Source organism: Cytobacillus horneckiae, from assembly GCF_002835735.1.
In the GTDB taxonomy this organism is placed as follows: domain Bacteria; phylum Bacillota; class Bacilli; order Bacillales; family Cytobacillaceae; genus Cytobacillus; species Cytobacillus horneckiae.
In genome coordinates, this window is sequence record NZ_PISD01000018.1 from 28,897 (window position 1) to 41,941 (window position 13,045).

Genomic DNA, 13,045 nt, shown 5'->3' on the forward strand with positions numbered 1-13,045 from the left:
TTTTATTCTTATCCAAAAAAATGTCGATTGAAATTTACATTCTTTGCCGGAAAAACGCTGATTTCATAGATTTTTGCCATATCGTGCGACTTGTCAGGTGAAAATATAGTATAATAATCCGAGATGTAGAGGTCTGGCTGGTTAATAAGAAATTTTTCCCATAATTATCGATGATTTATTTTATGTGAAAAATTACAGAAATCAGATCTTATGATTGGAGGTAGACTGATGTCAAATGACGATAAGCATAATAAGAAGGAATTTATGCGAAAAAATTTGATTGAACGTCAAGGTGAAGCGAAAGTGGTTCGTAAAATTGTAATGATTACAGCAATTATATTAGTTATTATAGTTGGGATTATTGGAGTAGGGGGATATTTCTATTTAAATTCGGCACTCAAGCCTGTTGATGCGGAAAATAAAACAGAGAAGGCTGTAGAAATCCCAATTGGTTCATCCGTTTCAGGAATTGGCAAAGTTCTTGAGGATAATGGAATAATAAAAGATGCGAGAGTATTTAAATATTATGTTAAGCTTCGGAATGAATCAGGCTTTATGGCGGGGACATACGAATTATCGCCATCAATGACGATGAGTGAAATTATGTCAGCGTTAAAAACGGGAAATGTTGGACAGGAAGTGGTGTTCAAAATCACTGTGCCAGAAGGAAAACAGCTGGAGCAAATAGCTGGTATTATCGCTGAAAAAACAAATCAAAGTGCAGAAGAAGTATTTGAACAACTTAATGATGATTCTTTCGTAAAGGCAATGATGAAAAAGTATCCTAGTATTTTAACAGATGAAATTCTAGATGAGGATATTAAATACCCATTAGAAGGATATTTATTCCCGGCAACTTATGATTATTTTTCTGAAGAGCCGACAATTGAAGAAATTATCACACCAATGCTGAAAAAAACGAATGAAGTAATAGAGAAGTACTGGGCTGAAATGGAGGCTCAAGAATACACGCCACACACATTATTGACGATGGCTTCATTAATTGAAGAGGAAGCTACAGCACAAGTGGATCGCGATAAAATTGCCAGCGTGTTTTATAATCGCTTAGATACAGATATGCCGTTACAGACCGATCCGACAGTGCTTTATGCACATGGAGAACATAAAGCGAGGACTTTGTATAAGGATTTAGAAATCGATTCTCCATATAACACATATAAATATAATGGACTAACGCCTGGTCCGATTGCGAATGCTGGAGAGACCTCAATCGATGCCGCGTTATTCCCTGAAGAAACCGAATATCTCTATTTCTTGGCAACGCCATCTGGAGAAGTGTTATTTTCCAAAACATTGGACGAACATAATGTGAAAAAGAACGAACATATTACAAGTAATAATAATTAAGCAAAGATGATGAGGAGAGCATAAAAAAATAGCTTTCCTCATTTTTTTATGTTAAAATAACACAAGTATTTTTATCATATAATATTTGTTTCATAATGAATGTGATAGCGTCTCTAACAGTGGATAAAACTATGCGCCATATACAGGTGCTTTATTTTAACTGCTGTGAACGCTTTTTTTCTTGCTTCATTAGGCGTATAAAAGATCGCTGAATGCGATATTACAGATAATTAGTGTCAATAAACAGTTGAGGTGACGGCAGTTGCTAAATGATAAGCTGCAGCGATATTTAGAAGAGATGGTTCCTGAACGCAATGACTTGCTTATGGAGATGGAAAGCTACGCAAAAGAGCATAAAGTGCCCATCATGGAAATTGAAGGTATTGAGACGATGCTGCAAATCCTTCGCATTAAGCAGCCTAAGACGATATTGGAAGTAGGAACGGCGATTGGTTATTCGGCTTTAAGAATGGTCTATGAATGTCCACAGAGCCGTATCGTTACATTAGAAAGAGATGCTGAACGATATGAACAGGCTGAGATGTTTATCGCCAAAAGCGGGAAGGCTGACCAAATATTGATTATTAAAGGCGATGCACTTGAGAAAGAGCTGGAAGTGAAGGAACACGGTCTTTATGATGTAATTTTTATCGATGCGGCAAAGGGCCAGTATAAGCGGTTCTTTGAGCTATACTCGAAATATTTAAATAACGAAGGACTCATCATTACCGATAACGTCCTATTCAAAGGTTTAGTTTTTGAAGAAGAAATTGACAACAAGCGGATACGTAATATGGTGAGGAAAATCAATGACTTCAACCAATGGCTGATGACTCATGAAGAGTATCATACTGTCATTCTCCCAATTGGAGATGGAGTTGCCATCAGCAGAAAAAAATAAACTTGAAAAAGTACTAACATGCCCTACCTACTGTATAAGTAGCAGATGTTTGGCAATCATAGCAAAAAGGTGTATATTGGACAACAGTTATATAAAAACATCTGGTGAAGCTTATTTGAAATGAGTGTAGTGGCAAGGGAGAATGATAGAAATGAAACGAAAACCAGTTGTTATTGGAGTGGCTGGTGGCTCAGGGTCAGGTAAGACAAGTGTTACGAGATCCATTTATGACCGCTTTAAAGGACACTCAATTTTAATGATTGAACAGGATTATTATTATAAAACTCAATCGCATCTCCCTTTTGAGGAGCGCTTAAAAACAAATTATGACCATCCACTGGCATTCGATAATGACCTATTGATTGAACATATCCAGGCTTTGATCAACTATGAAGCGATAGAAAAGCCAGTGTACAATTATTCAATGCATACAAGGTCAGAGGAAGTCATCATGGTTGAGCCGAAAGATGTAGTCATACTTGAAGGCATTCTGGTGCTCGAAGATGAACGCTTGCGAGATTTAATGGATATTAAGCTGTTTGTTGATACAGATGCAGATTTAAGGATTATTCGCCGCTTATTTAGAGACATAAAAGAGCGCGGTCGTACAATGGATTCGGTTATCGAACAATATGTGAATGTTGTCCGCCCGATGCATAATCAATTTATTGAGCCGACCAAAAGATATGCAGATATCATTATTCCGGAAGGCGGGCACAACCATGTGGCAATTGATTTAATGGTCACAAAAATTCAAACAATTCTTGAACAAAAGTCTTTTTTGTGAAACAATAGCATAGAAAAATGTTAAGGTATAAAAAAGCATGCAAAAAAAGCGCGCCCCTAAAACGCTAGGACGCGCTGTAAGTGCATTTATAATCAATGCTTACAATACATAATATTGCCCAATTGAGGCGAAGAAACGACAAGGAGTGAATGTTTTGGCTACTGAAAAAGTATTCCCAATGACACAAGCAGGTAAAGAGAAATTGGAGCAAGAACTGGAGAACTTAAAAACGGTAAAAAGAAAAGAAGTAGTTGAACGCATTAAGATTGCAAGAAGTTTTGGAGACTTATCAGAGAACTCAGAGTATGATTCTGCAAAGGAAGAACAGGCATTTGTTGAAGGAAGAATCACTACTCTTGAAAATATGATTCGCAATGCTAAAATTATTGCTGAAGATGATTTAAGCGGTGATGCAGTAGGGTTAGGACGTTCTGTAACTTTTATCGAGCTGCCTGACGGCGAAGAAGAAACGTACACGATTGTAGGAAGTGCAGAGGCTGATCCATTTGAAGGAAAAATCTCAAATGATTCACCAATTGCAAAAAGCTTAATCGGCAAAAAAGTCGGTGAAGAAGTAACAGTACAAACACCAGGCGGCGAAATGAACGTCCGTATTGTAACAATTAATTAATAATAAATGATTCATATTTGTTTGAAAAGTCTAAACCTCGTCAAAACTTTTGACGAGGTGTTTTTTTTATGTGGCGAAAAAGAGCAATAATTATTGTAGCTTTATTTATAACTGTGCTCGTCGGCTTGATTGGCCGGCTAGTACAAATTCAGCTTGTCGACACGAATCATTTTACAGAGCGAAATATTAACTTGCTGGAAGCTAGTGTACAGCAAAGGTCCCAAGAAATGGTGATAGATTCAGGAAGGGGCAGTTTCCTTGACCGAAATGGGCAACCTTTGACGGAAGAATATAAGCCTGTTCTCATTCTATTTCCTTTTCTATCCAAAATGGATTGGGATATTGAAAAGGTGTCGACGATAACAGGTGCTTCTGAATACGCGTTGCGTGATGCTGTCGAGAAAGCGAAAGAGCCTGTTACGTTTGGCACGCCGAAACCGCTGGAGCTAACAGACAAGCAAGTAAGGGAGATTAATGCACTTCAAATACCTGGTGTATTTGCTGTTGAAAAGAAATATCATCTCGCTAATCGTCCGGCTGAACAATTGTTAGGAATTGCTAATAAGGATATTCAGCATCGAACGAGATACGATGATAAAGAACTGCCGAATGATGCTTTACTAGGTGTTACTGGCTTGGAACGAACCTTTGATGAGTTTTTGTTGGCGGAAAAGGAGTCGAAGCTAATCTACCATGTAGATGCGAAAGGTGGTCCGCTATTTGGGATTAATGTAAAATATGTTGATCCAGCAAATCCATTCTATCCGCTGAATGTTAAAACAACTTTAGATTATGAGGTGCAGACAATCGCGGAAAAGCTAGTTGACAAGCATGGCATTAAAAAGGGCGGACTTGTCCTTTTAGATATAGAAACCAACTCGATTGTGGCGATGGTATCGCGACCAAGTATGAATAAAAAGGACCCTTTTGCAGAGGGAGAGGTAGGAACAAAAAATTTTATGCTTAAAAAGCAGATAATGGGTTCCGTTTTTAAAACGGTGATTGCCGCTGCCGCAATTGACTATGAATTAACCGATCCGAACCGTTTGTTTGATTGCAGCAAAAAAATAAATGGCGAACCGGACGAGCAGTATCAACATGGAATGCTGAATTTTTCTGACAGCTTTGCAGTCAGTTGTAATAATACATTTGGTACTTTGGCTAAGGAATTAATGGAGATTGACCCTAATATCATTGAAACATATGCAAAAAAGCTCTCTTTAACGGAAACAGTCGGCTGGGAGGGTGATATATATCATTTTGAACATTTTAAACAGTTATATAATGAAGAACAAGGGCATGTTTTTCTAAATGAGGAAGATCGAAAGGATCCTAACTTCGTGGCAATGACAGGTATTGGACAATATGAGGTAAGGGGAACGCCGTTAGCAATGGCAAACATGATGGCCACAATTGCCAGGGGTGGGGAGAAGGAAATGGTACGGACGGCATCGGCGGTTTTATATAAAAATCGTACCTCTATGCTTCAATTTAAAGAAATGCCACTAGAGGGAGATTATATTAAGCCCTATACAGCAATGAGCTTACAGAAGCTGCTGCGTGAAGTGGTTGTGAATGAAGAGGGCACAGGAAGATTATTAAACGATCTTCCATATGAAGTTGCCGGAAAATCTGGAACGGGCCAAACAGGTCATTCACAAGGGCAAGAAGAGATTGAAAATAAATGGTTTGCCGGTTATTTTCCTCATAAAGATCCGAAATATGCTTTAGTGACAGTGAGGCTTGAAGCATTGGAAAATGATCAAAGTACGACTGCGTTATTTGCTGATATGGTCACCGCTTTATATGAATTTGACCAGTCACAATCATATTAAATGAAACATTTATGAAGGAATTCCCGTCTGTAAAGCATGGGTTATTCCTTCATGTTTTTATAAAGACATGATAAAATGTTGACAGTTATTATTATTTTTTGTTTATCGCGCTTTAACATGCAGTAATAACCCTACTGAAGAAAGTTTAACTTTTATGCAATCATCCAATGAGTAAAAAAGGAGGAGAGTTCCTTTGAACAATGATTATAATAAATCATCAAGATATGACAAGCGGGCAAAAAGAAAGAAAACGAATATTATCTTAAATAGCTTAATTGGCGTTGTCCTTTTATTGATTATTGTTGTTTCAGTCATCATTTTTTCAGGCGGGAACAATAATGATGTAAACAATGCTACTGAAAACGAACAAGCAGATAAAAATAAAGTAGAACAAAAAGATGACCAAGCAGAAGATGCTAATGCCAAAGATGAAGCGAACGAGAATGCAGATGAAGAAAATGCGTCTGAATCAAAAGACACAGAAGAAGAGAATAAAGAAAATGTGGAAGATGAAGCAATTGTGACAGAGGGCGGAAGCGATAGCAACGTCGTGAGAACGATTGAAAATCCTGCCTGGGAACCAGTAGGTACAACGCAAACGGGCGAACATCCTTCAGCTGTCTATGACTCCAGCTCGGCTGATTGGGATGAGATGCTTAATGCAATTACTTATGCAACTGGTTTGGATAAATCCTCAATGACTGTTTACTTTTTAGGGAATGATGGAGTGAACCGTTCAGTAGGTACTGTATTTTCACCGGGAAAAGAGCAAATTTACCGCGTCTATATTGAATGGGTAGACGGACAAGGCTGGAAGCCGACAAAGGTTGAAGAATTAAGCAGTATTTAAATGTAGTCTAAGCTTTGTTGTTATCTATATAAATAAAAGAGCGGAAGTCTATTAGAAGACTTCCGCTCTTTTATTTTTTGGCCTTAAAGTGAACAACTGCCGAATAAAAACAGCGGCCATTTTCATCTAAATGCATTTGATGGGAAACGTGGTGAACGGAGAGCAGAATGGCTTTATTTGTTTCAATTTGATCATTGATTTTTTTTTCTAATGTTTTTAAATCAAGCGCTTCAAAGAATTCGATCTTATCTTCTATCGTGTCTAAGTGAAAATTCATTATTATCGTTCCTTTCGAATGGCTAACAAATATATTTTAAATAGAAAATGCCGCCTTGGCAACGTATATAACATAAGCTTAGTCTGCTTTATTTTTCTTGAAACTTTTCATTGCATATGGTAAATTGGGAACATGTTTTATTGTAATTCATAGTATACTCATAGGAATTATAAGTTATGGTGTTTACCTATCAGGAGGTATATAACAGTGGGGAATGAATTTATTGAATTATTCGAAGAGTGGGCTAAAACATATGATGATACAGTAACAGGTCATGATGAAGAATATAAAGACGTTTTTTTATACTATGATAAATTATTACAAGAGGTCGCTGACCGTGCAGAAGGAAATGTATTAGAATTTGGCCCTGGCACTGGTAATTTAACTGCAAAAGTTGTTGCGCGCGGTTTATCTATAACGGGGGTTGAACCATCGAAATCAATGCGTGAAATTGCTGTTGTAAAGTTAGAAGGCAGAGCCAATATTATAAATGGCGACTTTATGCATTTTATAGTGGATGAGCAAATTGATACAATTATTAGTTCATACGCTTTTCATCACCTGACAGATAAAGAAAAAGCGGAAGCAATCGAACTTTATGGAAAACTTCTTCCCGCAGGTGGTAAAATAGTGTTTGCGGATACAATGTATGAAAATGTAGAAGCGTATAAAAAAGCTATAGCTGACGCAACTGAAAAAGGATACCATAATCTTGCTGAAGATTTGCAGCGGGAATATTATACAACTATACCGATACTGAGAGAAATGATGGTGAATAACGGTTTTTCTGTATCGTTTAATAGATGCAATGATTTCGTTTGGATTATGGAAGGTGTGAAGGCTTAAGGAAAGAGGTTTATGAAATGAAAATCGCAATTATCGGCGCAATGGAAGAAGAAGTAACTTTGCTAAGAGAGAATATAGAAGATAAGGAACAACAAATGATTGCCGGCTGTGAATTTACTACAGGAAAAATGAATGGAGCAGAAGTAATTTTGCTGAAATCAGGAATTGGAAAAGTAAGTGCAGCTATGTCTACTACTATTCTTTTGGAAAAGTTCAAGCCTGACTTTTGTATTAATACAGGTTCAGCGGGAGGAATTAACCCAGCACTAAATGTTGGTGATGTCGTGATCTCAACTGAAGCTAGGCATCATGATGTGGACGCGATGGTATTTGGCTATGAATATGGCCAAGTACCACAGCAGCCACCCGCTTTTACTGCAGATGAAACCCTTATTAAAATTGCGGAAGAAAGTGCGAGAGAAATAGAAGGTATTCAAGTAGTCAGAGGATTGATTGCAACAGGGGATTCCTTTATAAGCAATCCTGCTCAAACGGCTGCTATACATGATAAGTTTACAGATCTTCAAGCTGTTGAGATGGAAGCAGCGGCAATTGCGCAAGTGGCATATCAATTTAAAACACCATTCGTTATTATCCGCTCTTTATCAGATATTGCAGGTAAAGAATCAAATATTTCATTTGACCAATTTTTAGAAACAGCAGCACTTCATTCGGCTAATCTTGTTATGAAGATTGTTGATGGAATCAAAAACAAATAATCAACATGAAGGATGGGAGTCTATGAAAGTATATAAAAATATACATGAATTGATCGGTCAAACTCCAATTGTTGAACTCACCGAGTTCGACCTCCCTGAAGGTGTCCGGTTATTTGCTAAATTAGAATTTATGAATCCTGGGGGCAGTGTTAAAGATCGATTAGGTCAAGAACTGCTAAAGGAGGCTTTTGAAAGCGGAAAGCTAAACAAAGGCGGAACAATCATTGAGCCGACTGCCGGTAATACTGGAATAGGGCTTGCTCTTGCTGCCGTTAAAGAGGACGTGCGTGTCATCGTTTGTGTCCCTGAAAAGTTTAGTATAGAAAAACAGGAACTAATGAGAGCATTAGGCGCCACTGTTGTTCATACGCCGACTGAAAAAGGAATGACTGGGGCGATTGCAAAGGCGAAGGAACTTCTAGATGAAATCCCTGATGCTTACTGTCCACAGCAATTTGCGAATCCAGCCAATCCGAACACTTACTACCAAACCCTTGGACCGGAATTGTGGGAGCAGCTTGATGGTCAGGTTGATATTTTTGTAGCTGGTGCAGGTACCGGCGGGACTTTTATGGGATGCGCCAAATATCTTAAAGAAAAAAATGATAAAATTAAAACAGTCATTGTTGAACCAGAAGGCTCAATTTTAAATGGCGGAGAATCGGGACCTCATAAAACTGAAGGAATCGGAATGGAGTTTCTGCCAGATTATATGAACACAGCATATTTTAACAGCATTCATACGGTAACAGATAAGGATGCTTTTGATTTAGTAAAAGAACTTGCTGTTAAAGAAGGAATTCTTGCGGGAAGTTCATCGGGCTCTGCACTGCATGCAGCATTAACAGAAGCAAAGGATGCCGTACCGGGAACAAATATTGCAGTCATTTTTCCTGATGGCAGCGAACGCTATTTAAGCAAGAAAATCTATGAAGGAGGCATTTAACATGCGACGTAAAACAAAATTGATACACGGCGGCATTGTTGGTGATCCAGCAACAGGAGCGGTTTCTGTGCCGATTTACCAAGTCAGCACCTACAAGCAGGACGGAGTTGGCAATCATAAAGGGTTTGAATATTCAAGAACAGGCAATCCGACTAGACACGCGCTTGAAGAACTAATTAAAGATCTTGAAGGCGGCAAAGCCGGTTTTGCTTTTGGATCAGGGATGGCAGCCATTACAGCAGTCATTATGATGTTTGACAGCGGTGATCATGTCATTTTAACTGACGACGTATATGGCGGCACATATCGCGTAATCACAAAAGTGCTAAATCGATTTGGCATCGAGGCTACTTTTGTTGACAGCAGCGATTTAAAAAATATTAAAGAGGCCATCAAATCGAATACAAAGGCGGTATATATCGAAACGCCTACAAATCCTTTATTGAAGATTACAGATATTGAAGCCGCAGCAAATTTGGCTAAAGAGAACGGATTGTTAACAATTGTTGATAACACTTTCTCAACGCCTTATTGGCAAACACCGATTGAATTAGGTGCGGATATCGTCCTTCATAGTGCAACGAAGTATCTTGGCGGCCATAGTGATGTTGTAGCTGGTTTAGTTGTTGTAAACAGCGATCAGCTAGCAGAAGACTTACATTTTGTTCAAAACTCGACTGGCGGCGTTCTAGGACCTCAAGATTCATGGCTATTGATGAGAGGGATTAAAACTTTAGGTATTCGAATGGAAGAAACTGAGCGCAATACGAAAGCAATCGTTGAGTTCCTTCTTGGCCATCCAGCAGTGAGAAATGTGTATTATCCTGGGATTGAGACTCATCCAAATCATGATATAGCTAAAAAGCAAGCCCAAGGATTCGGTGGAATGGTATCCTTCGATGTCGGCAGTGAAAAAAATGCTGATCAGCTTCTGGAAGGCGTAAAATACTTTACGCTTGCAGAAAGTTTAGGCGCAGTTGAAAGCTTAATTTCGGTACCAGCAAGAATGACGCATGCATCTATTCCGAAAGAGCGTCGTGATGAGCTTGGAATTACAGACGGATTAGTAAGAATTTCAGTTGGTTTAGAGGACGCTGAAGACTTAATCGAAGATTTGAAACAAGCGTTAGACAACTAATCAATGCTGTTTAAATACAAAACATAGTCTTTCTGGCTATGGTTTGTATTCGTATGCAGCAAAAGTATGTGAGTGAAATTAATTAATATTCGTACTATTTACGCAGTCAATTCACCTTGTTTTAAAAATTTTCAAAAAAGTGGTTTACAAAACGGCTAATCATGGATATACTTACCAATGTAAGTGAAAAATTCTAGAAAGGGAGGTCGGAAACAATGATGAATCAATGCATTTTAACAGCAAGGTTATTAAATGAAACTCAATATGGTACGATTTCGACCTATCTGGAATGGATCGCTTAATTTAACGATGTCTATCCATGCCGCAGGGAGAATCGTATTCCCTGCGGCATTTTTATGCCCATATTGCCGCAGGAGGAGTCTGTTCTCTTAGCGGCTTTTTTGTGCCCAAAAATGGATAGAATGAGGAGGTGTAGATATGACACTCAATATATTATTTTTTACTATTACTGTGAGAAAAAGAAACCGGACAGTGGAAGACATGATGCGTGAAGAAAAAGCTTATCAAATGCTAGAAGAAAACAAACAGCGTCAATTTAATATGTATCACCCGTTTTAATCTTTAATTATAAAAAATAGAGAAAGGTGGAGGAGATATGTTCTTTTTAATGCAAGGTAGAAGGTTATTTTTCTGGGTGGAGAAAGATACCACCTAACGTGATTTGAGGAGGTTTCAAATGTCGTTGCATATTATCATTTTTAGTGTGCTGTTTTCAAGAAAGTATAAAAAAGAAAAATTTAACAAAGAATTCGCAATTAAAGATGTTGACGGTTAAATGAGTATGGTACGTTTAAGGTATGAAAGGTACTGCCTACTTTGTTCAGGCGAAGAAGCCATCCTTCATATTCTATTTAAGGAGCGGGATACCATGTTTGTAATCGTTATGGGCTTAATTGTGTGCAGTGCTGTCGGATGCATTGTGGCAGCTGAGGTTAGTGTAGAATAGCTGAAAGGGGATAAGGGAAACCCGATTGGTGTTCCTTATCCCTTTTATCGCGGGTTAATGACCAGTAAGACCCTTCTTCAAGACTCCCTGAGAGAGTCTTGAAGGATAAGTGGGGATAAAGGAAAACCCCGCTTTTGGAAGTTTCATTTTTGTTATTTTTCTCCGCGCTTCCAAAGAAATGCGATTAAAATAAAGGAAACGATAAACAATAATATCGGTTTCCATGAAAAATCTTTGAAAATTAATTCTGCAATACTAACTAAAGTAATGATAAAAAAAACCAATGCCAGTACGAGACGGTTTGCAGCCATGTCTATTTCCCTCTTCTCATCCATCTTATAGGTTAATATTAACCGAAAATAACTATCTGCGTCCATTCATCCTCTCTCACTAATTAAACAAGAAAAAGGTTGTCTAAAAAAATAAATCCAATGGACAGACAAAAACAACTCCTTGCTTACATAGAAATGTTTTATAAGCGAAAGTTCTAACAAGCGGGGGTGGCGAAATGTCTGGAATTATTACAGCGCTCGGTTTTTTGGTTAAAGAGATTGTATTTCTCGTATCGTATGTAAAGAATAATGCCTTTCCTCAGCCGTTGTCGCCTGCTGATGAAAAAAAATACTTACGGAAAATGGCGGCTGGGGATCCGCATGCGCGCAATATGCTAATAGAACATAATTTGCGGCTAGTAGCACATATTGTAAAAAAATTTGAAAATACTGGCGAGGATGCGGAAGATTTAATATCAATTGGCACAATCGGCTTGATTAAAGCGATTGAGAGCTATTCTGAAGGTAAAGGGACAAAGCTTGCAACCTATGCAGCACGTTGTATCGAAAACGAAATTCTCATGCATTTAAGAGCATTAAAAAAAACAAAAAAGGACGTTTCGCTGCATGATCCAATTGGCCAGGATAAAGAAGGGAATGAAATTTCTCTTATCGATGTACTAAAATCAGAATCTGAAGATGTGATTAATACAATTCAGTTAAATATGGAGTTAGAAAAAGTAAGGGAGTACATTGATGTTCTGGATAATCGTGAAAAGGAAGTAATCGTTGGTCGCTTCGGACTCGATTTAAAGAAAGAAAAAACACAGCGGGAAATCGCAAAGGAATTAGGAATATCGCGCAGTTATGTATCCCGTATAGAAAAGCGGGCATTAATGAAAATGTTTCATGAGTTTTACCGTGCGGAAAAAGAGAAAAGGAAAAATGAGTCCTAACTCATTCAAATTATTTATTTGATTAAAATGTAAGATGTCTAATAGGGTCTCTCCTTTTGGCTCCTTTTTTTTGCCTTTTGAAAAACGGCGCAGGTACTTTATTTGACGATGATAATCATTATCATTTATAATACTTTACAGGCAAAGTGAAGGAATGGAGTGAATGATATGTTCGTACAAATGAGGAAATTTACTGTAACTGAAGGCAACGCGACTAAAATTGTAGATCGTTTTAGCAATAAAGGCATCATTGAAGAACAGGATGGATTTATTGATTCTACAATTATGGTGAAAAAAGTTCGCCGCGGTGATGAAGAAGTGGTGGTTCTTGTGCGCTGGGAATCAGAAGACCACTGGAAAGCTTGGGAGAAAAGTGATGCACATATTGCTGGTCATAAAGCAAAAATTGGACAGCCAAAACCGGAATATATTATTGAATCCGAAGGTGGAGTTTATGAAGTGAAAACGGTGAAAACACCTGCTGACACTTCAAAGGCATAGTAAGGTGCAAAAAAGGCGATCCAGAAGTCAGTTCTGGATCGCCTTTTTTCA

Annotated in this window: 16 protein-coding genes; 14 read left to right on the top strand and 2 right to left on the bottom strand. The window is 38.1% G+C overall.

The window, feature by feature from the left end; all coding sequences use genetic code 11:
- Nucleotides 1–228 precede the first annotated feature (228 nt).
- The 6 genes from mltG (at nt 229) to CWS20_RS09550 (ending at nt 6,372) form a co-directional block, all read left to right on the top strand.
- On the top strand, nt 229–1,368 hold the full coding sequence (gene mltG, locus CWS20_RS09525; RefSeq protein ID WP_066191869.1) for an endolytic transglycosylase MltG: 1,140 nt from the start codon (nt 229–231) through the stop codon (nt 1,366–1,368).
- A 262-nt stretch (nt 1,369–1,630) separates the two neighbouring features.
- Nucleotides 1,631–2,269, top strand: a complete 639-nt coding sequence (locus CWS20_RS09530; RefSeq protein WP_066191870.1) for an O-methyltransferase — start codon at nt 1,631–1,633, stop codon at nt 2,267–2,269.
- A gap of 151 nt (nt 2,270–2,420) precedes the next feature.
- On the top strand, nt 2,421–3,056 hold the full coding sequence (gene udk / locus CWS20_RS09535) for a uridine kinase (protein WP_066191872.1): 636 nt from the start codon (nt 2,421–2,423) through the stop codon (nt 3,054–3,056).
- A 154-nt stretch (nt 3,057–3,210) separates the two neighbouring features.
- On the top strand, nt 3,211–3,687 hold the full coding sequence (gene greA / locus CWS20_RS09540) for a transcription elongation factor GreA (protein WP_066191874.1): 477 nt from the start codon (nt 3,211–3,213) through the stop codon (nt 3,685–3,687).
- 68 nt (nt 3,688–3,755) lie between these two features.
- Entirely contained in the window at nt 3,756–5,522 is a 1,767-nt protein-coding gene (locus CWS20_RS09545) for a peptidoglycan D,D-transpeptidase FtsI family protein (protein WP_066191876.1), read from the top strand.
- A 193-nt stretch (nt 5,523–5,715) separates the two neighbouring features.
- Nucleotides 5,716–6,372 carry a DUF1510 family protein gene (locus CWS20_RS09550; protein WP_066191878.1) on the top strand — a complete coding sequence of 219 codons (657 nt, stop codon included), beginning with the start codon at nt 5,716–5,718 and terminating at the stop codon, nt 6,370–6,372.
- Nucleotides 6,373–6,442: 70 nt separating this feature from the next.
- Here CWS20_RS09550 and CWS20_RS09555 read toward each other — a convergent pair whose 3' ends face one another.
- Nucleotides 6,443–6,649: a YrzA family protein gene (locus CWS20_RS09555; protein ID WP_066191881.1), complete on the bottom strand. Its 207-nt coding sequence runs from the start codon at nt 6,647–6,649 to the stop codon at nt 6,443–6,445.
- A gap of 207 nt (nt 6,650–6,856) precedes the next feature.
- Here CWS20_RS09555 and CWS20_RS09560 point away from each other — a divergent pair, with 207 nt between their 5' ends.
- The 6 genes from CWS20_RS09560 (at nt 6,857) to CWS20_RS27945 (ending at nt 11,265) form a co-directional block, all read left to right on the top strand.
- Nucleotides 6,857–7,495 carry a class I SAM-dependent methyltransferase gene (locus tag CWS20_RS09560; protein WP_066191882.1) on the top strand — a complete coding sequence of 213 codons (639 nt, stop codon included), beginning with the start codon at nt 6,857–6,859 and terminating at the stop codon, nt 7,493–7,495.
- A 17-nt stretch (nt 7,496–7,512) separates the two neighbouring features.
- Entirely contained in the window at nt 7,513–8,214 is a 702-nt protein-coding gene (mtnN, locus tag CWS20_RS09565; RefSeq protein WP_066191884.1) for a 5'-methylthioadenosine/S-adenosylhomocysteine nucleosidase, read from the top strand.
- A 22-nt stretch (nt 8,215–8,236) separates the two neighbouring features.
- On the top strand, nt 8,237–9,160 hold the full coding sequence (locus tag CWS20_RS09570) for a PLP-dependent cysteine synthase family protein (RefSeq protein WP_066192072.1): 924 nt from the start codon (nt 8,237–8,239) through the stop codon (nt 9,158–9,160).
- Between the two features lies 1 nt (nt 9,161).
- Nucleotides 9,162–10,298: a bifunctional cystathionine gamma-lyase/homocysteine desulfhydrase gene (locus tag CWS20_RS09575; protein WP_066191886.1), complete on the top strand. Its 1,137-nt coding sequence runs from the start codon at nt 9,162–9,164 to the stop codon at nt 10,296–10,298.
- Between the two features lie 438 nt (nt 10,299–10,736).
- Nucleotides 10,737–10,877, top strand: coding sequence for a YrzI family small protein (locus CWS20_RS09580; protein ID WP_083957187.1), 141 nt, complete (start codon nt 10,737–10,739; stop codon nt 10,875–10,877).
- Between the two features lie 217 nt (nt 10,878–11,094).
- Nucleotides 11,095–11,265 carry a hypothetical protein gene (locus CWS20_RS27945; protein WP_157090490.1) on the top strand — a complete coding sequence of 57 codons (171 nt, stop codon included), beginning with the start codon at nt 11,095–11,097 and terminating at the stop codon, nt 11,263–11,265.
- 152 nt (nt 11,266–11,417) lie between these two features.
- On the opposite strand, the gene CWS20_RS27725 is transcribed toward CWS20_RS27945, so the two are convergent.
- Complete coding sequence (locus CWS20_RS27725; RefSeq protein WP_142385374.1) at nt 11,418–11,642, bottom strand: hypothetical protein; 225 nt, start codon at nt 11,640–11,642, stop codon at nt 11,418–11,420.
- 131 nt (nt 11,643–11,773) lie between these two features.
- On the opposite strand from CWS20_RS27725, the gene sigK reads away from it, so the two are divergent.
- Nucleotides 11,774–12,493 carry an RNA polymerase sporulation sigma factor SigK gene (gene sigK, locus CWS20_RS09585; RefSeq protein ID WP_066191888.1) on the top strand — a complete coding sequence of 240 codons (720 nt, stop codon included), beginning with the start codon at nt 11,774–11,776 and terminating at the stop codon, nt 12,491–12,493.
- A gap of 168 nt (nt 12,494–12,661) precedes the next feature.
- Entirely contained in the window at nt 12,662–12,994 is a 333-nt protein-coding gene (locus CWS20_RS09590; RefSeq protein ID WP_066191890.1) for an antibiotic biosynthesis monooxygenase, read from the top strand.
- Nucleotides 12,995–13,045: the final 51 nt, after the last annotated feature.

Bases quoted from the DNA above. Each gene is read 5' to 3' on its own strand.
- mltG (WP_066191869.1), top strand. From the start codon at position 229: ATGTCAAATGACGATAAGCATAATAAGAAGGAATTTATGCGAAAAAAT.
- udk (WP_066191872.1), top strand. From the start codon at position 2,421: ATGAAACGAAAACCAGTTGTTATTGGAGTGGCTGGTGGCTCAGGGTCA.
- CWS20_RS09545 (WP_066191876.1), top strand. From the start codon at position 3,756: ATGTGGCGAAAAAGAGCAATAATTATTGTAGCTTTATTTATAACTGTG.
- CWS20_RS09555 (WP_066191881.1), bottom strand. From the start codon at position 6,649: ATGAATTTTCACTTAGACACGATAGAAGATAAGATCGAATTCTTTGAA.
- mtnN (WP_066191884.1), top strand. From the start codon at position 7,513: ATGAAAATCGCAATTATCGGCGCAATGGAAGAAGAAGTAACTTTGCTA.
- CWS20_RS09570 (WP_066192072.1), top strand. From the start codon at position 8,237: ATGAAAGTATATAAAAATATACATGAATTGATCGGTCAAACTCCAATT.
- CWS20_RS09575 (WP_066191886.1), top strand. From the start codon at position 9,162: ATGCGACGTAAAACAAAATTGATACACGGCGGCATTGTTGGTGATCCA.
- CWS20_RS09580 (WP_083957187.1), top strand. From the start codon at position 10,737: ATGACACTCAATATATTATTTTTTACTATTACTGTGAGAAAAAGAAAC.
- CWS20_RS27945 (WP_157090490.1), top strand. From the start codon at position 11,095: ATGAGTATGGTACGTTTAAGGTATGAAAGGTACTGCCTACTTTGTTCA.
- CWS20_RS27725 (WP_142385374.1), bottom strand. From the start codon at position 11,642: ATGGACGCAGATAGTTATTTTCGGTTAATATTAACCTATAAGATGGAT.
- sigK (WP_066191888.1), top strand. From the start codon at position 11,774: ATGTCTGGAATTATTACAGCGCTCGGTTTTTTGGTTAAAGAGATTGTA.
- CWS20_RS09590 (WP_066191890.1), top strand. From the start codon at position 12,662: ATGTTCGTACAAATGAGGAAATTTACTGTAACTGAAGGCAACGCGACT.